At 42.1% G+C, this 25,430-nt stretch carries 22 protein-coding genes; 21 read left to right on the forward strand and 1 reads right to left on the reverse strand.

Translation table 11 applies throughout. The features are described 5' to 3' along the window. The first annotated feature begins 9 nt into the window (after positions 1-9). The 21 genes from rny to glnA all read left to right on the forward strand — a co-directional run bounded on the left by rny (position 10) and on the right by glnA (position 24,678). Positions 10-1,566, forward strand: coding sequence for a ribonuclease Y (gene rny, locus ACF3OH_RS05975; RefSeq protein WP_204589085.1), 1,557 nt, complete (start codon positions 10-12; stop codon positions 1,564-1,566). Between the two features lie 60 nt (positions 1,567-1,626). After that, on the forward strand, positions 1,627-2,421 hold the full coding sequence (locus ACF3OH_RS05980; protein ID WP_204589086.1) for a TIGR00282 family metallophosphoesterase: 795 nt from the start codon (positions 1,627-1,629) through the stop codon (positions 2,419-2,421). 73 nt (positions 2,422-2,494) lie between these two features. After that, positions 2,495-2,761 carry a stage V sporulation protein S gene (locus ACF3OH_RS05985; RefSeq protein WP_204589087.1) on the forward strand — a complete coding sequence of 89 codons (267 nt, stop codon included), beginning with the start codon at positions 2,495-2,497 and terminating at the stop codon, positions 2,759-2,761. 175 nt (positions 2,762-2,936) lie between these two features. After that, the gene (locus ACF3OH_RS05990; RefSeq protein WP_204589088.1) at positions 2,937-4,676 is read left to right on the forward strand and encodes a 2-oxoacid:acceptor oxidoreductase subunit alpha; all 1,740 of its coding nucleotides are present in this window, start codon (positions 2,937-2,939) and stop codon (positions 4,674-4,676) included. Then, positions 4,677-5,543 carry a 2-oxoacid:ferredoxin oxidoreductase subunit beta gene (locus tag ACF3OH_RS05995; protein ID WP_204589089.1) on the forward strand — a complete coding sequence of 289 codons (867 nt, stop codon included), beginning with the start codon at positions 4,677-4,679 and terminating at the stop codon, positions 5,541-5,543. 343 nt (positions 5,544-5,886) lie between these two features. Further along, positions 5,887-7,425 carry a tRNA (N6-isopentenyl adenosine(37)-C2)-methylthiotransferase MiaB gene (gene miaB / locus ACF3OH_RS06000; protein WP_392456322.1) on the forward strand — a complete coding sequence of 513 codons (1,539 nt, stop codon included), beginning with the start codon at positions 5,887-5,889 and terminating at the stop codon, positions 7,423-7,425. After that, complete coding sequence (locus tag ACF3OH_RS06005; protein WP_204589091.1) at positions 7,422-7,853, forward strand: RicAFT regulatory complex protein RicA family protein; 432 nt, start codon at positions 7,422-7,424, stop codon at positions 7,851-7,853. The genes miaB and ACF3OH_RS06005 overlap by 4 nt, the downstream gene beginning before the upstream one ends. A 101-nt stretch (positions 7,854-7,954) precedes the next feature. Beyond that, a complete protein-coding gene (locus ACF3OH_RS06010; protein WP_392456324.1) occupies positions 7,955-8,929 on the forward strand; it encodes a TAXI family TRAP transporter solute-binding subunit in 975 nt (324 codons plus the stop codon). A gap of 122 nt (positions 8,930-9,051) precedes the next feature. After that, a complete protein-coding gene (locus tag ACF3OH_RS06015; RefSeq protein WP_392456327.1) occupies positions 9,052-9,567 on the forward strand; it encodes a DUF1850 domain-containing protein in 516 nt (171 codons plus the stop codon). Continuing rightward, a complete protein-coding gene (locus ACF3OH_RS06020; RefSeq protein ID WP_392456329.1) occupies positions 9,554-11,569 on the forward strand; it encodes a TRAP transporter permease in 2,016 nt (671 codons plus the stop codon). Before ACF3OH_RS06015 ends, ACF3OH_RS06020 begins: the two co-directional genes overlap by 14 nt. Before the next feature lie 74 nt (positions 11,570-11,643). Further along, complete coding sequence (gene cotE / locus ACF3OH_RS06025) at positions 11,644-12,078, forward strand: outer spore coat protein CotE (RefSeq protein ID WP_392456331.1); 435 nt, start codon at positions 11,644-11,646, stop codon at positions 12,076-12,078. Further along, entirely contained in the window at positions 12,020-14,518 is a 2,499-nt protein-coding gene (mutS, locus tag ACF3OH_RS06030; protein ID WP_392456333.1) for a DNA mismatch repair protein MutS, read from the forward strand. The genes cotE and mutS overlap by 59 nt, the downstream gene beginning before the upstream one ends. 7 nt (positions 14,519-14,525) lie before the next feature. Further along, positions 14,526-16,307 (forward strand): DNA mismatch repair endonuclease MutL, encoded by a 1,782-nt coding sequence (mutL, locus tag ACF3OH_RS06035; RefSeq protein WP_392456335.1) that lies wholly within the window; start codon positions 14,526-14,528, stop codon positions 16,305-16,307. A 12-nt stretch (positions 16,308-16,319) separates the two neighbouring features. Beyond that, positions 16,320-17,831, forward strand: coding sequence for a glycerol kinase GlpK (glpK, locus tag ACF3OH_RS06040; RefSeq protein WP_392456337.1), 1,512 nt, complete (start codon positions 16,320-16,322; stop codon positions 17,829-17,831). Continuing rightward, positions 17,828-19,462 carry a glycerol-3-phosphate dehydrogenase/oxidase gene (locus tag ACF3OH_RS06045; protein ID WP_392456339.1) on the forward strand — a complete coding sequence of 545 codons (1,635 nt, stop codon included), beginning with the start codon at positions 17,828-17,830 and terminating at the stop codon, positions 19,460-19,462. The genes glpK and ACF3OH_RS06045 overlap by 4 nt, the downstream gene beginning before the upstream one ends. Further along, positions 19,459-20,361, forward strand: a complete 903-nt coding sequence (locus ACF3OH_RS06050) for an alpha/beta hydrolase (protein ID WP_392456341.1) — start codon at positions 19,459-19,461, stop codon at positions 20,359-20,361. The genes ACF3OH_RS06045 and ACF3OH_RS06050 overlap by 4 nt, the downstream gene beginning before the upstream one ends. Beyond that, positions 20,362-21,291: a tRNA (adenosine(37)-N6)-dimethylallyltransferase MiaA gene (gene miaA, locus ACF3OH_RS06055; RefSeq protein WP_392456343.1), complete on the forward strand. Its 930-nt coding sequence runs from the start codon at positions 20,362-20,364 to the stop codon at positions 21,289-21,291. Positions 21,292-21,320: 29 nt separating this feature from the next. After that, entirely contained in the window at positions 21,321-21,548 is a 228-nt protein-coding gene (hfq, locus tag ACF3OH_RS06060) for an RNA chaperone Hfq (RefSeq protein ID WP_204589102.1), read from the forward strand. Between the two features lie 58 nt (positions 21,549-21,606). Continuing rightward, positions 21,607-22,845 carry an aminotransferase class I/II-fold pyridoxal phosphate-dependent enzyme gene (locus ACF3OH_RS06065; RefSeq protein ID WP_392456345.1) on the forward strand — a complete coding sequence of 413 codons (1,239 nt, stop codon included), beginning with the start codon at positions 21,607-21,609 and terminating at the stop codon, positions 22,843-22,845. Positions 22,846-22,931: 86 nt separating this feature from the next. Further along, positions 22,932-23,324, forward strand: coding sequence for a MerR family transcriptional regulator (locus ACF3OH_RS06070; RefSeq protein WP_100352677.1), 393 nt, complete (start codon positions 22,932-22,934; stop codon positions 23,322-23,324). Between the two features lie 19 nt (positions 23,325-23,343). Next, positions 23,344-24,678 (forward strand): type I glutamate--ammonia ligase, encoded by a 1,335-nt coding sequence (gene glnA, locus ACF3OH_RS06075; RefSeq protein ID WP_392456348.1) that lies wholly within the window; start codon positions 23,344-23,346, stop codon positions 24,676-24,678. Positions 24,679-24,798: 120 nt separating this feature from the next. Here glnA and lexA read toward each other — a convergent pair whose 3' ends face one another. Continuing rightward, on the reverse strand, positions 24,799-25,422 hold the full coding sequence (gene lexA, locus ACF3OH_RS06080; protein WP_204589106.1) for a transcriptional repressor LexA: 624 nt from the start codon (positions 25,420-25,422) through the stop codon (positions 24,799-24,801). Positions 25,423-25,430: the final 8 nt, after the last annotated feature.

Genomic DNA, 25,430 nt, shown 5'->3' on the forward strand with positions numbered 1-25,430 from the left:
GGTGTCTGCATGATTGAAATCATCATTCCCGCTTTGCTTGGTCTATTTGTCGGTGCCGTTGTTGGGTATTGGTATCTTAAAAAACTTAATGATTCCAAAGTCACTGGAGCGAAACAGTCCTCTGAACTGATTCTAGAAGAAGCAAAGCGTGAAGCGGAAGCACTTAAAAAAGAAGCACTTCTAGAAGCAAAAGACGAAGTACACACATTGCGCACAGAAGCAGAAGCCGACATTCGTGAACGACGTTCTGAACTGCAAAAGCAAGAAAATCGCCTTGTACAACGTGAAGAAAACCTTGATCGTAAGGATGAAACACTTGACAAGCGTGAAGCGGGACTTGAACGAAAAGAAGAAGCGTTGGCGGAAAGACAACAGCATATTGAACAAAAAGAGAGTAAAGTGGAAGAGCTTGTTCAAGAACAACAACTTCAACTCGAACGTATTTCTGCACTTACTCGAGAAGAAGCACGCAGCCTCATCTTACGTGAAGTGGAAAATGAATTGTCGACAGATATTGCGGTCATGACAAAAGAATTTGAAACACGCGCGAAAGAAGAAGCCGATAAGCGCTCTCGTGAAATCTTATCACTGGCCTTGCAGCGTTTTGCAGCAGACCACGTGGCAGAAACGACAGTATCTGTTGTGAATTTGCCTAACGATGAGATGAAAGGACGCATTATTGGTCGTGAAGGTCGAAACATTCGTACAATTGAAACATTAACTGGTATCGATTTAATTATTGATGACACGCCAGAAGCGGTCATTTTATCAGGATTCGACCCAATTCGCCGCGAAACAGCACGACTCGCTCTTGAAAAACTGGTACAAGATGGACGCATTCACCCAGCGCGTATCGAAGAAATGGTCGACAAATCGCGTCGTGAAGTAGATGAGTACATTCGTGAAGTTGGAGAACAAACATCATTCGATGTGGGAATCCATAACCTTCACCCAGACTTAATCAAAATCTTAGGCCGACTACGTTACCGTACAAGTTACGGGCAAAACGTATTAAAGCACTCTACAGAGGTTGCTTTCTTAGCTGGATTACTTGCTGCAGAACTTGGCGAGGACGTCACTCTTGCACGCAGAGCTGGACTTTTACATGATATCGGAAAAGCAATCGACCATGAAGTAGAAGGTAGTCACGTTGAAATTGGCGTGGAACTAGCAAAGAAATACAAAGAACATCCAGTCGTCATTAATAGTATTGCTTCTCACCATGGCGACACAGAAGCAACATCCGTGATAGCGGTATTAGTGGCAGCAGCTGATGCTTTATCTGCTGCACGTCCAGGTGCTCGTAGTGAAACACTCGAAAACTATATTAAGCGCCTACAAAAGCTCGAAGAAATTTCAGAGTCTTATGATGGTGTTGAAAAATCGTTTGCTGTCCAAGCAGGTCGAGAGATTCGTATTATAGTGAAACCGGACATTATTGATGACATTTCTGCGCATCGTCTTGCACGCGATATACGCAAACGTATTGAAGAAGAATTGAACTACCCGGGCCATATCAAGGTCACTGTTATTCGAGAGACACGATCTGTTGAATATGCAAAATAACAACCATACGCAGGAATTCCTGCGTATGGTTTTACTTATGTTAGAGAGTAGGAAATTGTAATGAAAATTTTATTTATTGGGGATATTGTAGGATCAATCGGTCGGGATGCACTGGAGTCATATTTACCTCGGTTGAAACGCAAATATCAACCGGATGCTATTATTGTAAACGGAGAAAATGCAGCAGCCGGTCGCGGTATCACAAAAAAAATCTATGATGAATTACTGTTTATGGGTGTTGATGTAATCACAATGGGTAACCATACATGGGATCAAAAAGAAATCTTTGATTTCATAGATGACGCAGATTATTTGATTCGTCCTGCGAACTTCTCACAAGAAGCACCGGGCAAAGGGATGGTCACAATCGAGAAGAATGGTAAACAATTGACGGTTATGAATCTTCATGGCCGTGTATTCTTACCAGCTCATGATTGTCCGTTCAAAATGGCAGATGAACTTGTAGAAGAAGCCAAGCAAAAAAGTCCGTATATCTTTGTCGACTTCCACGCAGAAGCAACAAGTGAGAAAATTGCATTTGGTTGGCATCTCGATGGACGCGCTTCCGTAGTTGTAGGTACACACACGCATGTTCAAACAGCAGACAATCGAATTCTTCCTGAAGGTACTGCGTATATTACAGATGTAGGAATGACTGGCCCTTATGATGGCGTATTGGGGATGGGGAAAGAAAATGTGCTTTATAAGTTTAAAACTAACTTGCCTGCACGCTTTGAAGTTCCCAAAACAGGTAGAGCAGTTGTCAGTGGCTATTTTGTAGAACTGAACGAGCAAGGAAAAGCAGTGCATCAAGAGCGAATTTACATTAACGAAGACCAGCCTTTTTCAAATTAGTCTATCTCCCTTATTCTTCGCATATTCTCTAGTATGGACACTGTCCTAAGCCTTCAATGGAAAGGAAAGAGAAATGGACTCACTAAAAGTATCATCCCGGTCAAATCCAAATCTTGTAGCAGGTGCGCTGGTCGCAGTTATTCGAGAAAAAGGCTATGCCGAAATGCAGGCGGTTGGAACAGGAGCTTTAAATCAAGCTGTGAAAGCTATTGCGATTGCCAGAGGGTTTGTAGCACCAAGTGGACAGGATTTATATTGTAGCCCAGCATTTGCGGACATTGAGATTGGTAGACAAGAGCGCACAGCATTGAAGCTGTTTGTGGAAAAAAAGAAAAAGTAGGATGCAGCAGAGGGCCTCGGTTCTCTGCTTTTTGACGGGATTGTGGCAAATTACTTGTGATTTATCCGCCTATAGACTGAAATTGCTGATTTTCAATTGCAATACATAGAGGAATCAAATTCTTCATGATAAACTAATGTAGGATTCGAAACGTATACAATAAGGAGAGATTAACATGTTGCAGCAGCTCGCATGGAAAGTTGGAGGGCAACAAGGTGAAGGGATCGAAAGTACCGGCGAGATTTTCTCAATGGCGATGAACCGCCTTGGGTACTATTTATATGGTTACCGTCACTTCTCATCACGAATTAAAGGTGGACATACGAATAATAAAATTACTGTACGTCCTACAGAAGTTCGCACGATTGCAGACGATTTAGATATACTCATTGCATTTGATCAAGAGACTATTGATTTGAACTATAAAGAATTAACAGAGTCAGGCATTATCTTAGCAGATGCTAAGTTTTCACCTGAACAACCAGAAGACTCAAAGGCTCCTGTCATCGCCATTCCATTTACAGAAATTGCTTCTGAACTTGGAACGTCTTTGATGAAAAACATGGTAGCGATTGGCGCGTCAGCAGCACTTTTAAAGTTAGATGTCGCTGTGTTTGAAGCGGTCGTAAAAGAAATCTTCTCGAAAAAAGGAGAAGAGGTCGTTGCGAAAAACATGTTAGCAATTGAGCAAGGATATGCAAAGCTCGTTGAAATGACACCAGAAAAAGCGGGAAGTTACGCTTTACAAGCAGCGGACGGTCAACGCCGACTCTATATGATCGGCAATGACGCCATCGCACTCGGCGCACTTGCAGCGGGGGTTCGCTTTATGGCTGCATATCCAATCACGCCAGCTTCTGAAATCATGGAGTATTTAATTAAAAAGTTGCCATTGTTTGGTGGAACTGTCATTCAAACAGAAGATGAAATTGCCGCAGCAACAATGGCAATCGGATCGAACTATGGGGGTGTACGTGCGTTTACAGCGTCTGCGGGTCCTGGTCTATCTTTAATGATGGAAGCGATCGGTCTGTCAGGTATGACAGAGCAACCACTTGTAATCGTTGACACACAACGTGGTGGTCCTTCAACAGGCCTTCCAACGAAACAAGAACAATCGGACTTGATGCAGATGATTTTTGGAACACACGGCGATATACCAAAAGTAGTGCTTGCTCCAAGTACAGGGAAAGAAGCATTTTATGATACAATCCAAGCATTTAATATTGCAGAAGAATTGCAATGTCCAGTTATCATTCTGTCAGACTTACAATTATCACTTGGAAAACAAACGGTAGAGCCATTTGATTATGACGCAATCACTGTAACACGAGGCAAACTATTGTCAGGTGAAGAGATTCCTGAAAACGAGGACAAATCGTATTTCAAACGCTTTGAAATCACAGAGGATGGTATCTCACCACGTGTCTTACCAGGGATGAAAAATGCGATTCACCATGTAACGGGTGTGGAGCACGATGAGACTGGGAAGCCGTCAGAAGCAGCAGGCAACCGACAGCATCAAATGGATAAGCGCATGAAAAAGATGAAATCTGTCCAGTTTGATCAACCGATTTACTCGAATGCACCGCATGAAGAAGCAGACGTGTTATTAGTAGGATTTAACTCGACGCGCGGTGTCCTTGAAGAACTTCAAAGTTCTCTAAACGCACAAGGTATCCGCACAAACCATGCGCATATTCGTTTGATTCATCCATTCCCTGCACAAGAGATGCAAACACTTATGCAGTCAGCGAAAAAAGTTTTAGTAGTTGAAAATAATGCGACAGGTCAACTTGCATCTATTGTGAAAATGAATGTAGGGGGGCATGACAAGATTCACAACGTGCTTCGTTATGACGGAACACCTTTCTTGCCACGTCAACTTGAGAATCAAGTAAAGGAGATGCTCTAAATGGCGACATTTAAAGATTTTCGAAATAATGTAAAACCAAACTGGTGTCCAGGTTGTGGGGACTTTTCTGTACAAGCTGCAATTCAACGTGCAGCTGCAAATGTCGGTATTGAACCTCATGAATTAGCAGTTGTATCAGGAATCGGTTGTTCAGGTCGTATTTCAGGGTATATTAACTCGTATGGGTTCCACGGGATTCATGGCCGCGCACTTCCAATCGCACAAGGCTTGAAAATGGCAAACCGTGATTTGCACGTTATCGCTTCAGGCGGCGACGGTGATGGATTTGCAATTGGAATGGGCCATACAGTTCACTCGATTCGACGAAATATCGACTTGACGTATGTCGTAATGGACAACCAGATCTACGGTTTAACAAAAGGACAAACATCACCACGGTCTGCAGCGGGCTTCAAAACGAAATCGACTCCAGGTGGAGCAATCGAGCCTTCACTTAAACCGATGGAAATGGCGTTATCTGCTGGCGCAACATTTGTCGCGCAAGGATTCTCTTCTGATATTAAAGAGTTGACAGCGATTATTGAAGCGGGAATTCAACACAAAGGTTTTGCATTCATTAATGTTTTCAGCCCATGTGTTACGTACAATAAAATTAATACGTATGACTGGTTCAAAGAGAACTTAGTGAAGTTGTCTGAGCGTGAAGATTATGACAACACGAACCGTGAGCAAGCGATGCAAGTTGTGATGGAAACTGAAGGTCTTGTAACGGGAATTATTTATCAAGACAAAGAAACAGCTTCTTATCAAGAGCGCTTAACAGATTATGCACAAACGCCATTAGTTGAGGAAAATTTAACGATGAGCCGCGAGCAATTTGAAGCTTTACAAGCTGAGTTCCTATAACTAGAATCTGAAGCTCTCCAGCCAGAACATCATTTCCTGGGGGACTTTCACCGAGCCTCCTCACATCGACTTCGTCTCGTTGCGGGGTCTCGGTAAAACTCCGATAGCCCGGGAAATGACGTCCTTGCTTACGAGCTTCAGATGTTGTCCATAATTTTCTTAACTTATATGTTCAGCATCTTAAATCAAAATTCTAAATCAGTATTTCTCTCGCAAGTGGTGAGTTAGAAATACTGATTTTTTTAGTGCATTTGAATTGCACAAAGCTGTGAACTTTGTAGGCAGTCTAAAGAATATTCGCTATAATGAAAGGATGAAACTGAATGAAAGGGGATTCGGTGCGATGAACGAAGAATCGAGATTACAAAGCGCACAAGTCAAACCTGCACAAAAACCAGAAAAAGACTACAGCCAGTATTTTCAATCTGTCTATCAACCACCTTCACTAAAAGACGCAAAAAAGCGTGGGAAAGAATCCATCAGTTACCATTCCGATTTTACAATTGAAGAGCGTTTTAAAGGAATGGGACAGAATCGCAAGTTCTATATTCGTACATACGGCTGTCAGATGAATGAGCATGATACAGAGGTCATGGCCGGATTGTTTTTAAGTCTTGGATATACGCCGACTGATACAGTCGAAGATGCGAACGTCATTTTATTGAACACCTGTGCAATTCGAGAGAATGCAGAAAATAAAGTGTTTGGGGAACTCGGTCACTTAAAGAGCTTGAAACGAAGAAATCCAGATGTATTAATTGGTGTATGTGGTTGTATGTCTCAAGAAGAAGCTGTCGTTTCTAAAATTTTGAAAACATATGATCAAGTAGATATGATCTTTGGTACACACAACATCCATCGGTTACCACAAATTTTGAATGAAGCCTATCTTTCAAAAGAAATGGTAGTTGAAGTATGGTCAAAAGAAGGTGACGTTATCGAAAACCTTCCACGTGAACGAAAAGGTCAAATCAAAGCTTGGGTAAATATTATGTACGGATGCGACAAATTCTGTACATATTGCATTGTGCCTTACACGCGTGGTAAAGAGCGGAGTCGTCGTCCGGCAGATATCATCCAAGAAGTGCGCGAGCTAGCCGCTGCGGGGTATAAAGAAATTACGTTGCTCGGCCAGAATGTGAATGCGTACGGAAAAGACTTTGAAGACGGCACGTATCGTCTTGGGCATTTGATGAATGATCTACACAAGATTGATATTCCACGTATACGTTTTACTACAAGTCATCCGCGTGACTTTGATGACCATTTAATTGACGTTTTAGCGCAAGGTGGAAATTTAGTAGAGCATATTCATTTACCGGTACAATCGGGTTCATCCGATGTTTTGAAAATTATGGCTCGTAAATATACACGCGAGCAGTATTTAGATCTTGTTCGTCGTATGAAAGAACGTATTCCAAATCTGTCCTTATCGACAGACATAATTGTAGGATTCCCAAATGAGACAGAAGAACAGTTTGAAGAAACACTCTCTTTATACAAAGAAGTAGGATTCGAACTGGCTTATACGTACATTTATTCCCCGCGTGACGGAACTCCAGCGGCAAAGATGCAAGACAACGTACCGATGGATGTGAAAAAAGATCGTCTGCAGCGTTTGAATGCTGTAGTGAACGAACTTTCCGCACAAGCAATGGTAAAACATCAAGATGAAATCGTCGAGGTGTTGGTTGAAGGGGAAAGCAAAAAGAATGCAGATGTACTTGCTGGGTACACACGAAAACATAAACTCGTCAACTTTACAGGATCAAAAGAGTTGATTGGAAAGCTTGTCCTTGTTAAAATTACAGATGCGAAAACGTGGTCACTCACTGGCGAATTCGTAGAACTGGCAAACACAGAAAAGGTGGAACTCGTATGAGTCAATATACAAAGCAAGACATTATCGAAAAAGCGCATGAAATAGCAACGATGATTGCACAGACTGAAGAAGTTGAGTTTTTCAAACGTGCAGAAGCACAAATCAATGCGAACCAAAAAATCAGAGAAAAAATTGCAAGCTTAAAAAGCTTACAAAAACAAGCAGTGAATTTTCAGCATTTAGAAAAAGAGAAGGCATTGAAATTGACGGAAGCAAAAATCGCAAAAGTTGAAGAAGAAATTGATGCATTTCCAATTGTTCAAGAGTTCAAACAATCTCAAGGCGAAGTGAACAACCTCCTTCAGCTTGTAGCACACGCAATTTCTAATAAGGTAACAAATGAAATTATTGAGTCTACAGACGGAGATCTTTTACAAGGTGTTACAGGGTCAGCACTGAAAAAGAACCAACCCTCTCAAGAATCTTAATTGCTTAGGTAGTGTGTCTTAGTTAGTTCGACACACTGCCTTTTTTTTATGGTAAAATGAAAGCGGGTCCAAAACCTATTCGAGAAAAGGGAGGAAACAAAATGAACAAAAAGTTTAAGTTTCTAGGAACTACTCTTGCAGCTTCAGCACTATTGCTTGCAGCATGCGGAGGCGGAGATGGCGGAGGAGAGTCTTCAGGCGAGAAAACAAAAGAAGATTTTGATTTCTTAAGTATTGTTACTGGCGGAACACAAGGTACATACTATCCGCTAGGTGGAACATTCGCAAACTTAGTTACTGAAGAAACAGGTATCCAGACAACTGCAGAGGTTTCTCAAGCTTCAGCAGCAAACATGACTGCACTTAAGAACGGTGATGCTGAAATCGCATTCGTTCAGACAGATGTTGCGTTTTATGCAACAGAAGGTACGTTCATGTTTGAAGGGGATGCAATTACAGATATCTCAGCAATTGGTGCACTTTATCCTGAGACTATCCAAATTGTAACTCTTGAGAATACGGGGATTACATCAGTTGAAGATCTACGTGGTAAAAAAGTATCTGTAGGAGCTCCTGGTTCAGGAACTTACGCAAATGCAGAGCAAATCCTTGAAATCCATGGGATGACAATGGATGATGTCGATGCACAAGCACTAGACTTCGGTGAGTCTCAAGAAAGCTTACAAGCTGGTCAGATTGATGCGGCATTCATCACTTCAGGAACACCAACTGGTGCTGTTGAAGCTCTAAATGCAGTAGCAGATGTTACAATCGTTCCAGTTGAAGCTGATAAGGCTGCTGAACTGATTGAAAAATATCCATACTACGCAGAAGATATGGTTCCTTCAGGCACGTACGGTTTAACGGAAGATGTTCCAACAGTTTCAGTACTTGCGATGCTTGCAGTTTCTAATGAACTACCTGAAGATTTAGTGTATGAGATCACAGCTGCCATCTATGGTAACACAGATCAAATCACACATGCTAAAGGTGCTTTCATCAAAGCTGAAACAGCTCTTGATGGTATCGGTATCGATGTTCACCCAGGTGCACAACGCTACTTCGATGAGCAATAAGTTGTAACTTAAAAAGCAATGGTTCCGGCCATTGCTTTTTTCATCCTTATGAATAGGCTATAAGCCGAAATTCAAAACTCTTTTTTTTGATTTGGGCTTATAACCCTGAAGGGTATGGGTATATGTTAAAAGGGGTATTCAGTTTAATCGTCGGTCTGTTTCTATTAGTTATTCTCTTCATACCGTCCCAGGATGTGCTTGTGTTTACCGAAACACGCACGACTAAGCCTTCCGTGCATTATATTTCGTTATCTGATGAACAAGAGTTTGCGATGACATTTACGCATTCGATTCATTTATCAGATGTCACAGAGACGTATACAATAACGCAAGATGGAAGGTTTCAATTTCTTCAAATGATTTACGAAGACTTGGCAGTCGGCATGCCAGGGGATGCTGAAGAGAATCAAACATTCGAGTTTGTAGATGGCAAATGGGTGTTGACTTCAGAAGACACATATACAGACTCTTTCACTCTGTATAATTCATCCATTCACAAAAAACTTGAAGTAAGGTACGATAATACAATCTACGATTTGAAAACCGAATTACCAACCGGACGTTCTTATCGTATCGAGGCGATAGAACTTTCTATTGCAGATGTTTGGAAAGGAGAAAAGATTGATGGAAGAAAATAAACAGAAACCAGAAAAGCAAGATGTCGATCTACTTTCTGAAGAAGAACAAAAAGCGATTTTAGCGAAATATGATGCGGAATCGAACACACGTAACCATCAAGGTATTATGCGTAAAATCGTGTACTTTTCTTTACTGGCGTTTACATTGTTTCAATTGTACACGGCTATTAATGGACAGTATACAGCTTACATCCAGCGCTCGATTCACTTAGGATTTGCGCTAGCATTAATCTTTTTACTATTCCCCGCTAGAAGAAAGTGGGCAGACAAACCATCGATTCCATGGTACGACTACATATTAGCCTTACTTTCGGTAGCCGTTGGACTTTACTGGCCCTTGTTTATCGATGATTTAGTATTACGAGTAGGTAACTTACAGACGCCAGATTTCATAATCGGTATATTGGCAGTTGTGTTAACCTTAGAAGCCGCACGTCGAGCAGTAGGTTTACCAATTACGATTATTGCCGGTGTATTCTTAGTTTATGCATTTTTCGGCCCATACTTCCCTGGATTCTTAGCTCACCGCGGGCAGTCCATTGAAAGCATCGTTCAACTCATGTTCTTTACGACGGATGGAATTTTAGGTACACCACTGAGTGTATCGGCGACATTCATCTTTGTGTTCTTACTGTTTGGGGCATTTTTGGTCAAAACAGGTGTTGGTCAATACTTCAATGATTTAGCTGTAACACTTGCAGGTAAATTGACAGGTGGACCAGCAAAAGTTGCAATTTTCTCGAGTGCTTTACAAGGTACAATTTCAGGATCTTCTGTAGCAAACGTTGTTACATCCGGTTCGTATACGATACCAATGATGAAAAAACTCGGCTATCGCAAAGAGTTTGCCGGAGGCGTAGAGGCTGCAGCTTCAACAGGTGGTCAGATCATGCCACCTATCATGGGGGCAGCTGCTTTCTTAATGGTCGAATTTATTGGGAATGGAATCACGTATTGGGAAATTGCAAAAGCAGCAACTATCCCTGCCATCCTTTATTTCTCAGGCGTATGGATCATGACGCACTTCGAAGCGAAGCGTGTAGGATTGAAGAGCCTACCAGATGACCAAATGCCAAACCGCAAAGAGGTCTTTAAAAAGATTTATTTGCTAGGTCCAATCTTAGGGATTATTATTATGCTATTTGTTGGGGTTCCGACAATGCAAGCAGCCCTATGGGGAATTGTATTGGCGATTGTCCTAAGTGCTATTGATAAATCTACTCGCCTAGGCTTCAAAGATATCATTGATGCAATGGTAGACGGTGCACGAACTGCTTTAGCAGTTGCAGCTGCAACTGCAGCTGCTGGTATCATAGTGGGAGTTGTTGTAAAAACAGGTCTCGGTCTTGGTCTTGCAAACGGTTTAATCAGTGCAGCAGGCGGTAGCATTTTGCTTACATTGTTCTTTACAATGATTGCTTCAATCATTCTTGGTATGGGTTCACCAACTACTGCCAATTATGTAATTACGTCAACTATTGCAGCTCCAGCCATTATCACGTTGTTAATGTTGGATGAACCAGCAGGTGCTGCGGTGCCACTAGTTATTGCATTATCTGCACACTTCTTTGTATTCTACTTCGGGATTGTTGCAGATATCACACCACCAGTTGCTCTGGCAGCATTTGCGGCGTCAGGTGTGTCGGGTGGAGACCCAATTCGAACGGGAGTTAATGCAGCCAAGTTAGCTATCGCGGCATTCATTATTCCGTACATGATTGTATTCTCACCGCAGCTTTTAATGATTGATACAACACCACTAGAAATCCTTTGGGTACTGTTCACAGCAATTTCAGGTATGATTGCTATTGGTGCAGCCATTATTGGATTCTGGTATCGCAAAGTCTTCTGGTATGAGCGTATTGTGGCACTTGCTGCAGGACTACTTCTCATCTATCCTGAAGGCATGACAGATACTATTGGTCTTGTAATCTTTATCATCCTTGTTGCAATTCAATTTGTTACGAAAGATAAATTCGGTGCAAAACCAGCACAAGCTTAAAATTACGTGCATCTCACATTTGAGATGCACGTTTTTGTGTTTCTATGCATAGAGTGTGTGGAGGAGGCATGTGTTTGAAAAACTATCGCCATATTATTACGAAGGCGATCATCGGACATGGTAAAAAGAAGATTGAAAACAAATCTGTCATCTCACTCCCTCAGCGTCCCAACCGGATTCTCGGCTGCTGGATTGTGAACCATCATTACCAAGTTAAAAAAGTGTCAGATAGCGTTGAAGTAGTTGGCCAGTTCGATGCATTTGGTGGTTCTAAAAAAACAGCTGTACATGCGGAAGCCATTCATTACAAAGGAATAGCTCCCATCACCCACACCATGATGAGAGCTCATCCCCTTTTTAGAAGAAACCTAGCGATAGGTTCCTTTTTAATGCTCGCAAAAAGTCTGCTATACTTACACTACATTGATCGAAGAGAAGGACGGATTTCAGATGACATATACTCCAATGATGCAACAATATTTATCAATAAAAAAACAGTACCCAAATGAATTTCTATTTTTCCGATTGGGCGACTTTTACGAACTTTTTTTTGAAGATGCGAAACAAGCCGCATCTATTTTAGAAATCACACTGACGGGCAAGGATGCTGGCGCAAAAGAACGGATTCCGATGTGTGGAGTTCCCTATCACTCTGCAACAGGATACATCGAAACGCTTGTCAGTAAGGGACACCATGTCGCGATTTGTGAACAAGTCGAAAATCCGAAGTTTACAAAAGGAATCGTTAAGCGCGAAGTAGTTCAAGTAATCACGCCGGGAACATTATTTGAAGGTAAGTCGATTTCTTCTGCTACGAATCATTATGTCGGAGCTGCACTGCTAGGTTCTCCAATACAACTCGCTTACTTAGATGTGGCGACAGGTGAGGCCTACTCTACGAGCATTCGTGAGAACCATAGAGCGTTATTTGCAAAAGCCAATGAATTGAACATAAAAGAGCTAGTTCTCCTTGAACAAGATGCATTGCTCGTAGAAGAGCTTAGTGAGCTATACGATGTTCACTTGACTATACATACTCCCGATGAATTGTCCGGGTATAGCGATTTATCTCATGAAGCAAGTAAATTATTACTTTCTTATCTTCATGCAACACAAAAACGAACGCTTACTCACCTCCAAACGTTTCAGCATTACGAGGAAACGGCATTTTTATCCATTGATAGTGCTTCAAAACGAAATCTTGAGCTTGTTCAATCTATCCGCTCGGGTGATCAAAAAGGAACGCTCGCTTGGTTACTTGATGAGACAAAGACAGCAATGGGATCACGTAAGCTCAAGCAGTGGGTACATCAGCCACTTGCGAATCAGGCAGGCATTGAAAAACGTTTAGACAAAGTGGAAGCATTTTTAGATGATTTTATGGTGCATGAGGAAGTGAAAGAAGCATTAACTACGGTTTATGACATGGAACGACTTTTAGGAAAAGTGAGTTTCGGTACATTGAACGGAAAAGATGCTGCGCAGTTGAGAAAAACCTTACAACAAGTACCCGTTTTGAGAGAGATTTTATCCGAATCTACAAATTCACATTTACAACAATTGGGACACCAACTTTCAGATCCGGTTGAATGTCGAGAGCTTTTGGAGAGGGCGATTGCCGATTCACCCCCTCTTGCATTAAAGGACGGAGGCGTAATTCGCGAGCAATTTTCACAACAGCTCGATGAATTCCGCTATCTCGCTACTAACGGAAAAGACTGGTTAGCTGAACTCGAGCAACGCGAACGTGAGTTGACGGGAGTCAAAAACTTAAAGATTGGGTACAACCGGATTTTTGGTTATTACATCGAGTTAACGAAATCGATGGTTCATCTTGCAGATGAAGCACGATACGTTCGAAAGCAGACACTTGCAAATGCTGAACGCTTCATAACCGAAGAATTGAAGGAAAAAGAGACAATGATTCTAACCGCACAAGAAAAAGCATTAGTTCTTGAAACAGAACTATTCGAAAAAGTGCGGGATGACATTAAACAACATATATCTGTCCTTCAGCAGCTTGCTGATGCTCTAAGTGAATTAGACGTCCTGCAATCTTTCGCGACATGTGCAAACTACTATCAATTGACACGCCCTACATTTGAATCGGATACGAAAATGGAAATTCGAGATGGACGACATCCCGTTGTGGAAAAAATGATGAACAACCACCACTATGTCGCAAACGACTGTGTGTTGACGAACGAGAAAAATATGTTATTGATTACTGGACCGAACATGTCGGGTAAAAGTACGTATATGCGTCAGGTTGCCATCACCATCATTATGGCGCAAATGGGGTCGTTTGTTCCTGCATCCTATGCACTCCTACCGATTACAGATAAAATTTTTACGCGAATAGGGGCTGCTGATGATCTTGCAGGCGGACAGAGTACGTTTATGTTAGAAATGGTTGAATCAAAAAATGCAATTGTCGGTGCCACAAAAAATAGTTTGCTGTTATTTGATGAGATTGGCCGGGGAACCTCTACTTATGATGGAATGAGCTTAGCGCAAGCAATGATGGAATACATCCACGATAAGATTGGAGCAAATACCCTTTTCTCTACACATTACCATGAACTTACAGAGCTTGATGGGCAATTGCCACGCCTTAAAAATGTGCATGTAGCTGCGACAGAACAAGATAAAAAAGTAGTGTTCCAACACAAAGTGAAAGACGGAGCCGCCGATAAAAGTTATGGCATTCATGTCGCAGAATTAGCGGAACTTCCAATAGCTATAATTGAACGAGCGCAACAGTTGTTATCGGATTATGAAGAACAAGAAGACCGTCAGTTATCCTTATTTGATTTCACTGCGACAAGTGAGCCAAAACTAAAAGAACATGACGTTGTGGTTCAACTGCGAAAACTAGACGTGATGGATATTACGCCACTCCAAGCGTTGAATTTATTACACACACTCAAACAATCTGTAGAGGAGTGAGGGACCTGTGACGAAAATAAAAGTAATGGATGAACTGTTATCCAATAAGATCGCAGCTGGAGAAGTCGTCGAGCGTCCTTCAAGTGTTGTGAAAGAACTTGTAGAAAATGCGATTGATGCAGCGAGCACATCGATTCAAATAGAATTGGTTGAAGCAGGCTTACAAAAAATCGAAGTCACTGACAACGGGGACGGAATGGACCGAGAAGATGCGGAGTTAGCATTTTCTCGGCATGCCACGTCTAAACTATTGACTGAACATGAATTGTTTCGTATTCGTTCGCTTGGATTCCGGGGAGAAGCACTTGCAAGTATTGCAGCGGTCTCTAAAATCTGGATGCAAACCTCAACAGGAGAGGGCTCTGGCACGCAATTGACAATGGAAGGTGGTCGGTCTAAAAATGTGCAAGACGGACCACTACGCAAAGGAACGATCATCCGTGTCGAACAGCTCCTTTATAATACACCGGCTCGTTTGAAGCATGTGAAATCGATACAAACTGAATTAGGTCACTCAATCGACTTGATCAATAAATTGGCCCTAAGTTATCCATCTATTGCCTTTACTCTGATTCACAATGGACAAACGCTTCTTCAGACGTCTGGACGTGGCAATCTTCAACAAGTGGCAGCGTCTATATACGGAACGGGTACAGTAAAGCAAATGATAGCGTTTGAAGCTGAAAATGAAGACTTCAAAATTACGGGTTTAACGTCACAACCGACCGTGACTCGGGCATCAAAAAACTATTTAACGATTTTTGTGAATGGTAGATGGATCAAGCACTTCGGGTTAAATCGTGCAATCGAAGAGGCATACCACACGTTTTTACCAATTGGTCGTTATCCGATTACTTTACTTTCCATCACGTTAGATCCGTTACTTTCCGATGTGAACGTGCATCCGGCGAAACATCAGATTCGCATTAGTAAGGAAAAAGAACTCGAATTGTTTGTGACAAAAACACTTCGTGAAGTACTACGTGGGAAGCAAGATATCCCAAAAATGACGGTTCCAAAAGAAAAGCCAGCTCCTTCGACTCAAACCTCTTTTTTTCAAAACACGACGAAAACCTATGACTATAGTGCACCACCTGTAGTCGACCGAGAGTATATCGAACAACCAGTAGAGCAAATTTTTGAAAAGTGTGCACAAGAGTCGCTTGATGTTTTAGAAGAAGGTGTAGAGGCCGTATCTGCGCCGGTTTTACCGGAGATGGACATCGTCGGACAGATTCATGGAACCTATATAGTCGGTCAAGCGCAGGATGGATTTTATTTGGTTGATCAACACGCGGCACAAGAGAGAATCAAGTACGAGTTTTACCGAACGAAAGTAGGGGAAGTGAATCATGAAGAGCGTCAAATGCTTTTGCTCCCATTAACCTTTCATTTTACTCTCGATGAGGCGCTTCGTATTAAAGAAAATCGACAAGAACTTGAGTCGGTGGGTATTAGGGTTGAAGAGTTTGGAGATTCCAGCTTTGTCGTTCGTGAATACCCTTCTTGGTTTCCGAAAAATCAAGAACGTACGATTATCGAAACAATGCTCCAAGCAGCGCTCGATAAAAAGCACGTAAATGTAGCAAAATTACGGGAAGAAGCAGCGATTTTGATGAGCTGTAAATTATCGATTAAAGCGAATCACTACTTACCACGTGAGCAGATGGCGACATTACTTGAGGATTTGCGACACTGTGAACAGCCCTATACCTGTCCGCATGGTCGACCGGTCGTCATTCATTTTTCAAGTTACGAGATTGAAAAAATGTTCAAACGTGTCATGTAAAGGAGACTGGATATGGACTTTATTTTATCAATTGACCAAGGAACAACGAGTTCTCGCGCGATTTTATTCAATCGAGAAGGGAAGCCTGTGCATACGGCTCAAAAAGAGTTCACGCAACACTTTCCGAAATCCGGTTGGGTCGAACACGATGCACAAGAAATCTGGGGATCGGTGTTATCTTGTATCGCAGGCGTGCTTACCGAAGCAAATGCCCAGCCGGAACAAGTGAAAGCGATTGGTATAACAAACCAACGCGAGACCACTGTCGTCTGGAACAAGAAAACCGGCAAACCGATTTATCATGCGATCGTATGGCAGTCTAGACAAACGAATGGCATTATTTCAAAGTGGAAAAAACAAGGGTTTGAACAACAAGTGACGGAAAAAACTGGATTACGACTGGACCCGTATTTTTCTGCTAGTAAAGTCGCTTGGATTCTAAATGAAGTAGAGGGAGCTCGTGAACAAGCAGAAAATGGGGAATTGTTATTCGGGACAATTGAAAGCTGGCTCATCTGGAAGCTTAGCGGAAACAAAACGCATGTCACCGACTATTCGAATGCTAGTCGCACACTGCTCTTTAACATTCACGATTTACAATGGGATGACGAGCTTCTTGAGATGTTTAACATTCCAAAATCTATGCTTGCTGAAGTTGTCGATTGTTCCGGAGAAATTGCAATGACTGATCCGTCGGTATTCTTTGGGAAAGAAGTGCCAATTGCAGGCGCTGCGGGGGACCAACAAGCAGCTTTGTTCGGTCAAGCATGCTTTACAAAAGGAATGGCCAAAAATACGTATGGCACAGGATGCTTTATGTTACTCAACACTGGCGAAGAAGCAGTAACTTCAGATGATGGACTCCTCACAACAATTGCTTGGGGAATTGATGGGAAAGTTCATTACGCACTTGAAGGAAGCGTATTTGTCGCAGGATCGGCTATCCAGTGGCTCAGAGATGGTTTGCGTATGCTTCGCAAGGCATCGGATTCCGAGGCCTATGCAGCGCGTGTTGCGTCAACGGATGGTGTATACGTCGTCCCAGCATTTGTAGGACTCGGTACACCATACTGGGATTCGGATACGCGTGGCGCAATTTTCGGGTTGACTCGAGGGACGGAGAAAGAACACTTTATACGCGCAGTACTGGAGTCCCTTGCGTATCAGACGAAAGACGTGCTAGATGCAATGGAACAAGCAGCGGGAGTGTCAATCGAGTCGCTTCGTGTGGATGGAGGTGCTGTGGATAATTCATTTTTAATGCAGTTCCAAGCGGATATTTTACATGCAGCGATTGAAAAAGCGGGACTCAACGAAACGACAGCACTTGGTGCAGCCTATTTAGCGGGTCTTGGCGTAGGTTTCTGGAGTTCACTTGATGAGTTATCAGAGCTACATGAAACGACGAAAACATTTGAACCAAAAATGGACGAAAAAACGCGAAAAACATTGTATTCAGGATGGCAACAAGCAGTTGCTGCTGCACGCTCGTTTAAACCGACTGAAGGAGAGGATGTTTCATGAAATCGTATTTAGACCGTGCATATTTAAAAGACACATTAGGCTCGTATCACTTTGACGTAGTTGTCATCGGTGGCGGAATTACTGGCGCTGGAATTGCACTGGATGCTATTTCACGAGGACTAACAGTTGGCTTGATTGAAATGCAGGACTTTGCTTCCGGTACTTCTTCACGTTCAACGAAACTTGTTCATGGTGGACTCCGTTATTTAAAACAATTTGAAGTTCAAATGGTAAGTGAAGTGGGCAAAGAGCGAGATATTGTTTATCAAAATGCAAAACATGTCACAACGCCAGAATGGATGATGTTGCCATTTTATAAAAAAGGCAACTTCGGACCGCTTTCTACTTCTTTAGGACTGAAAGTGTATGACTATTTAGCAGGTGTGAAAAAGGACGAACGACGTGAAATGCTTTCGAAACAAGAAGTGATTGACCTCGAACCTTTAATTAATACGAAAGGGTTAAAAGGTGGCGGTTACTACGTAGAGTATCGAACAGATGACGCACGATTGACAATTGAAGTAGTAAAGAAGGCGATTGAACTTGGGGCAGTGTGCTTAAACTATATCAAAGCCGAAAACTTCATCTATCAAAATGAAAAAATAATCGGTGTGCGCGCGAAAGATATGCTATCGGGTGACCAACTCGATATCCATACGACGACTGTCATCAATGCTGCAGGTCCGTGGGTAGATGAAGTGCGTGGGAAAGATCGTCTTGAAAATAATAAACATCTTCAACTTACCAAAGGAGTTCATATCGTGGTCGATCAAAAGCGCTTCCCACTCCAGCAAGCGATGTATTTTGATGTACCCGATGGTCGTATGATTTTTGCAATTCCAAGAGATGGTAAGACGTATGTCGGAACAACAGATACGTTTTACGATGCAGATCCACTTAATCCTATAGCGACTGAAGAAGAAATTACATATTTAGTAGATGCTTCGAATCAACTTTTCCCTTCCATCCATTTAAAAAGAGAGGACGTAGAATCCACATGGGCTGGCGTCCGACCATTGATCTCAGAAGATGGCAAATCCGCTTCTGAAATCTCTCGAAAAGATGAAATCTGGGTGTCGAGCACAGGGCTCGTTACGATTGCAGGTGGTAAATTGACGGGGTACCGGAAGATGGCAGAAGATGTGATTGATACAATCAAAGGAAATTACCCCCGCGAGATCCCATCGTCACCAACTAAGCAGCTTCCGTTATCGGGTGGTGATTTTGGACTGCTCGACTTTGATGAATATGTTTATGAGCGTTCAAAACAACTCATTTATTATGGCTTGTCACTCTCTGAAGCTAAAAACGTCGTGACGTTTTTAGGCAAAAATAGTGAAGTGGCAATCGGTTATATTCCATATGTTCAGAGCTGGGAAACACCAACACTTAGTTTGAAAGATCGTATCTTACTTTACTATACGATTCAAAACGAAATGGTAACGAATTTAAGTGATTTCTTCATCCGTAGAACAGGTTATCTTTATTTTGATATCGCCCGAGTTGAGTATACGTGGAAAGAGGTAAGTGCAATCCTAGCGCAGGAGTTACAACTCTCCGATGAACAAAAGCAAGCAGGAGAAGACGAGTTGAAACAACGCATAGAAGAAGCAAAGGGGACTGGAGTATGACGACAAAGTGGATGGAGATGACCGATCAGTCAAAACTTTTCGTACGCGACTATCCTGTTGAAGACGCAACTACAACAGTCGTCGTGTTACATGGTTTAGCAGAACATTCGGCTCGTTATGAGCAGTTTGCTGGTGAATTGAATGACAAAGGCTATCATGTACTTGTTCCCGATCACCGGGGGCATGGCCAAACTGGAGAACGTGCGGGCCGCCTTGGTTATTTTGCGGAAGAAAATGGGTTTGAGCGCGTGGTGGATGACGTAAATGAGTTGATACAGCACCATCTCCTCGATTATCCGTCACGTGCAATTTTCTTGGTCGGCCATAGTATGGGGTCATTTCTCGCTCGTAGATATGTTCAAAAGTATCCGGCTGTCGTTGATAAACTTGTTTTGATTGGCACTGGAGGAGACCCAGGACTTCTTGGAGCTTTTGGGGCGCGTCTTGCAACTTTCAAGGCCCGCGGGGAAGGTGCAACACAGCCGGGGACACTTATGAATAAGTTAACCTTTGGAAATTACAATAAAGGTATAGAAGATGCAGAGACGGAGTCGGATTGGTTATCTACTGATCCTGAAGTAGTGAGAGATTACCTCGCTGACCCGTATTGTGGTTTTGTACCCACGAATAAGCTGTATCAAGACTTATTACAAGGATTAAAAACGATTTACGCGACAGACCAGCTTGCACGTATGAGAAAGAGTCTTCCTGTGTTACTGATTGCAGGTACAGATGATCCAGTGGGGGATTACGGGAAAGGTGTTCGTAAAGTTGCTCTAAGTTTTCAAAAAGCAGGTAGTGAAGATGTCAAACTTGTCTTGATTGAAGGGCAGCGCCATGAAATTTTAAATGGTAAAGGGCGTCAAACGGTCGTTGATCAAATTTTAGGATGGTTGTAAATGAAACAAAAAGTAGTAGTCCTGATAGGACCGACGGCCGTTGGGAAGACGGCAACAAGTATTGCCCTTGCAAAAGCAATTAACGCTGAAATCATCAATGGGGATGCGCTTCAAGTTTATAAAGGATTGACGATTGGAACGGCAAAGATTTCTGAAGAGGAAATGGAAGGTATTCCACATCACTTACTCTCCATAAGAGAACCAGATGAAGCTTTTTCAGTTGCTGACTATCAATCCATCGTAAGAAAGAAAATACAAGAGATCGCAGCAAGAGGAAAAGTCCCTCTCATTGTTGGGGGAACAGGTATGTACATCCAATCTATTCTCTATGACTTTCGCTTTAATTCATCACCACAAGATATGGAATTACGTGAAGAGTTGGAAAGTGAAGAAGCTATCGCATTATGGAACAAGTTAGACACACTTGACCCAGAAGCAGCTACTACCATCTCTTATCAAAACAAACAGCGTGTCATTCGTGCATTAGAGCGTGTCATGAGTGCTGGTATTACGCAAAAAGAGCAGCAACAAGATACGGGCAATGAACCCTATTATGATTTTTACATCATCGGATTAAACCGTGACCGACAAGAACTTTATGATCGGATCAATTACCGTGTAGAAGTGATGATAAAACAAGGGCTACTAGAGGAAGTAAAGCAATTACTTTCATATGTACCGAAAGAGGCGCAGTCGTTCAAAGCGATTGGGTATAAGGAAGTCATCGAAGCAATAGATGGTAACTGGCCTCGCCAACTTTTAGTGGAAACGATTCAACAAAACACTCGACGTTATGCAAAGCGGCAGTTGACCTACTTCCGGAATAAATTGCCTGTTAACTGGTATCACCCTGAAAAGGACATCACTCAGATCGAACAAGATTGCCAAAAGTTTTTGAAGGAAAATAACGAGGAATTAGCGAATAAGTAGGTAGAGACGAGGACAAAGGGGAGATTCTAATGGCGAATGTAAATATGCAAGATACGTTTTTGAATCAGTTGCGTAAAAATGAAGTGTTTGTGACTGTATTTTTACTAAACGGTTTTCAACTGAAGGGGTTAATCAAATCGTATGACAACTTCACCGTATTACTTGAGTCGGATGGGAAACAGCACTTGATTTATAAACATGCGATTTCGACATTTGCTCCAAGTAAGCGCGTAGAATTAAATTTAACATCAAATTAATGGAGAGCTCGTCCTCTAGCGGAGGCGGGCTTTCTTTTCAGTAGGGAAGGAAATAGGTATGACACACTTTTTATTACCACAACAACTAGAGTACATTGAACAAATAGAGAAAGAGATTGCCCCACAACAAAAAGAAGCAGAGCGTATTGCTTTTTACAACCAACAAAAAGTTTTGCATGCGTTTTGGAACCATTCAGTGAGTGAACATCATCTCACGCCTTCATTTGGGTATGGATATGACGACGAAGGACGGGACACCTTAGAAGCTGTCTATGCGGATGTATTTAGAGCAGAAGCAGCCTTGGTCCGCCCGCAAATCATTTCGGGTACACATGCCATTACCATTGCACTCTTTGGCATTTTACGTCCTGGAGATGAGCTCATCTATATTACCGGTAAACCGTACGATACATTAGCATCAATCGTCGATGGGGGAGAAGTAGATACTGGTTCATTGAAAGATTTCGGTATTCGCTATCGCCATATTGATCTTGTGGGTGGACTGGGAATTGATTGGGAATCCGTGAAAGCGGCGTGTAGCTCTTCACCAAAAGTAATGGCGATTCAGCGTTCTCGAGGCTACGCGAACCGCCCTTCATTCACGATTGCACAAATCAAAGAGATGGTCACTTTCATTAAAACCTATAGTCCGCATACCATCATTTTTGTAGATAACTGTTACGGGGAGTTTGTTGAAGAGTTAGAGCCAACAGAAGTGGGTGCAGATTATATGGCGGGATCTCTCATTAAAAATCCTGGTGGAGGACTTGCGAAAATTGGTGGGTATATCGCAGGAAAAGAAGAAATTGTTGAAAAATGTGCATTTCGCATGACATCTCCGGGTATAGGGGGAGAGGCAGGAGCATCCCTATATGCGCTACAAGATATGTATCAAGGATTTTTTATGGCACCACATATCGTCCTGCAAGCAGTAAAAGGAGCTTACTTTACAGCAGCTGCACTGGAGAATAAAGGATTTACAGCTTCACCAGCTTCTACTGAAAAGCGCACCGATCTAATTCAATCCGTTATCTTCACTACGCCTGATGAAATGATAAAGTTCTGTCAACAAATCCAAGCGTCTTCTCCAATTAACGCGAAGTTCGCTCCAATTCCAGCATATATGCCTGGGTATGAAGACGATGTCATTATGGCGGCTGGAACATTTATTCAAGGGTCGAGTATTGAACTGACAGCAGATGGTCCAATTCGCCCCCCTTATACAGCTTATGTGCAGGGTGGACTGACATATGAACATATTAAACTTGCGGTTATACGGGCTCTCTTCTCACTTTAATTTTTTATGTTAGATTAGCTCACATTCTGTTGACATGTAAGCTAACATGACATATACTATTTTTAGATGAAGAGAGGAGGTGCAGCATGGAAAAGCAGTGGAGACGGTCGATGCCCATACTGTCGATGAACATCGTGATGCAATTGACAGGCTTGACGGCTCGACAAATTCGGTATTATGAAGAAAATGAATTGATTTTTCCTTCTCGTACAGAGGGGAAGCAACGCATGTTTTCATTAGATGATATTGATACGCTTCTTGAAATCAAAGATTTACTTGCTAGTGGAGTGAATATTGCAGGAATCAAACAGATTTTTGAGATGAAAAAGCAACCAGCTGCTACCTCCGTACATAAGATCTCGGATGTAGAACTTCGCTCAATTGTCAAAGAAGAGCTGAAGAAATCGCAACTGAATCAGCGTGTCTCTTTAAGGCAAGGCGATTTGTCACGGTTTTTTAACAATGGCAAATCTTATTAATAAATAGGAGAGTGAAAAAATGGGTAAGTACACAAAAGAAGATATTAAGAATCTAGTAAAAGAGCATGATGTTCGGTACATCCGACTTCAGTTCACAGACATCTTAGGGACAATCAAGAATGTTGAAATTCCTGTGAGTCAGCTAGACAAAGCACTCGATAATAAAATGATGTTTGACGGTTCTTCCATCGAAGGATTTGTGCGTATCGAAGAATCTGATATGTACCTAGTTCCTGATCTAGATACGTGGGTAGTGTTCCCATGGATTACTGGTAAAGGGAAAGTAGCTCGCCTAATCTGTGACATCAACCGTCCAGACGGTTCACCATTCGAAGGTGACCCACGTAACAACCTGAAACGTGTCTTAAAAGAAATGGAAGAGCTAGGATTCACGTCGTTCAACTTAGGGCCTGAGCCTGAATTCTTCTTATTCAAATTAGATGAAAAAGGTGAACCAACGCTAGAATTGAATGACCACGGTGGTTATTTTGACCTTGCACCAATGGATCTAGGTGAAAACTGTCGTCGTGATATCGTTTTAGAACTTGAAGAAATGGGCTTCGAAATTGAAGCTTCTCACCACGAAGTGGCACCAGGTCAACATGAAATCGACTTTAAATATGCAAATGCTGTAGAGGCTTGTGACAACATCCAAACATTCAAATTGGTTGTTAAAACTATTGCACGTAAACACGGTTTGCATGCAACATTTATGCCAAAACCATTATTCGGTGTGAATGGTTCAGGGATGCACTTTAACTTGTCATTGTTCAATGGCAAAGAAAATGCATTCTTTGATGAAAATGCAGATATGCAATTAAGTGAGACAGCAATGCAGTTTATGGCTGGAGTTTTGAAACACGTACAAGGCTTCACAGCAATCACTAACCCAACTGTTAACTCATACAAGCGTCTAGTACCAGGTTACGAAGCCCCAGTGTATGTAGCATGGTCAGGTCAAAACCGTAGCCCATTGGTTCGTATTCCTTCATCACGTGGCTTGAGTACACGTATCGAGGTGCGTTCTGTGGATCCAGCTGCAAACCCATACCTTGCAATGGCTGTAATCTTGCAAGCAGGTCTTGATGGTATCAAGAACAAATTGACACCACCACCTGCAGTGGACCGTAATATTTACAACATGAATGAAAAAGAGCGTGAAGAAGTAGGAATCGCAAATCTTCCTGGAACTCTTCAATCAGCGCTTAAAGAACTTTCTAAGAACGAAACTGTTATTCAAGGTCTTGGTGAGCACATCTACCACAACTTCGTGGAAGCGAAAGAAATCGAGTGGGATATGTTCCGTACAACAGTACACCCTTGGGAACGCGAGCAATACTTGAAGATGTATTAATAGAGTCAAAACCTTCGTTGGAAGCAATTTCAGCGAAGGTTTTTTAATTGTGGAGGTAATAAATGGAATAGATTGATGGAATAAAAAAACTTCGCTGGACAGAAACCCAGCGAAGTCTTTTTAATGAATATGGCGATATACACCGACAACTTTACCTAAAATGCTTACTTGATCCACAATAATTGGTTCAAGTGATGAATTTTCAGGTTGGAGTCTAAAATAATTTTTCTCTTTAAAGAACCGCTTTACAGTCGCTTCATCTTCTTCTGTCATCGCTACTACAATATCCCCATTGTTTGCAGAATTTTGTTGCTTCACGACAACATAATCTCCATTTAAAATTCCGGCTTCAATCATACTATCTCCCATGATCTCAAGCATGAACAAGTGGTCATCAATCGTACCAAATGTCGTCGGAAGAGGGAAGAACTCCTCAATGTTCTCGATAGCTGTAATTGGTTGTCCTGCTGTAACTTTCCCGATTAAAGGTACTTGAACAACAGAAGCGGGTGAAATATCTGTTACATCTAATTCTTCTAAAATCTCAATTGCACGTGGTTTTGTAGGATCTCTGCGAATCAAGCCTTTGCTTTCTAAACGCGCAAGATGACCATGAACTGTAGAACTCGAAGCCAGACCGACAGCTTCACCAATTTCTCTTACGGAAGGCGGATAGCCTTTTTTTCGTACTTCTTCTTTTATAAAAGCGAGTATATCTTCTTGTCTTTTTGAAGCCTTTCTCATTAGGGTTC

The sequence above is a fragment of the Chryseomicrobium aureum genome (assembly GCF_043182735.1).
Taxonomy (GTDB): domain Bacteria; phylum Bacillota; class Bacilli; order Bacillales_A; family Planococcaceae; genus Chryseomicrobium; species Chryseomicrobium aureum.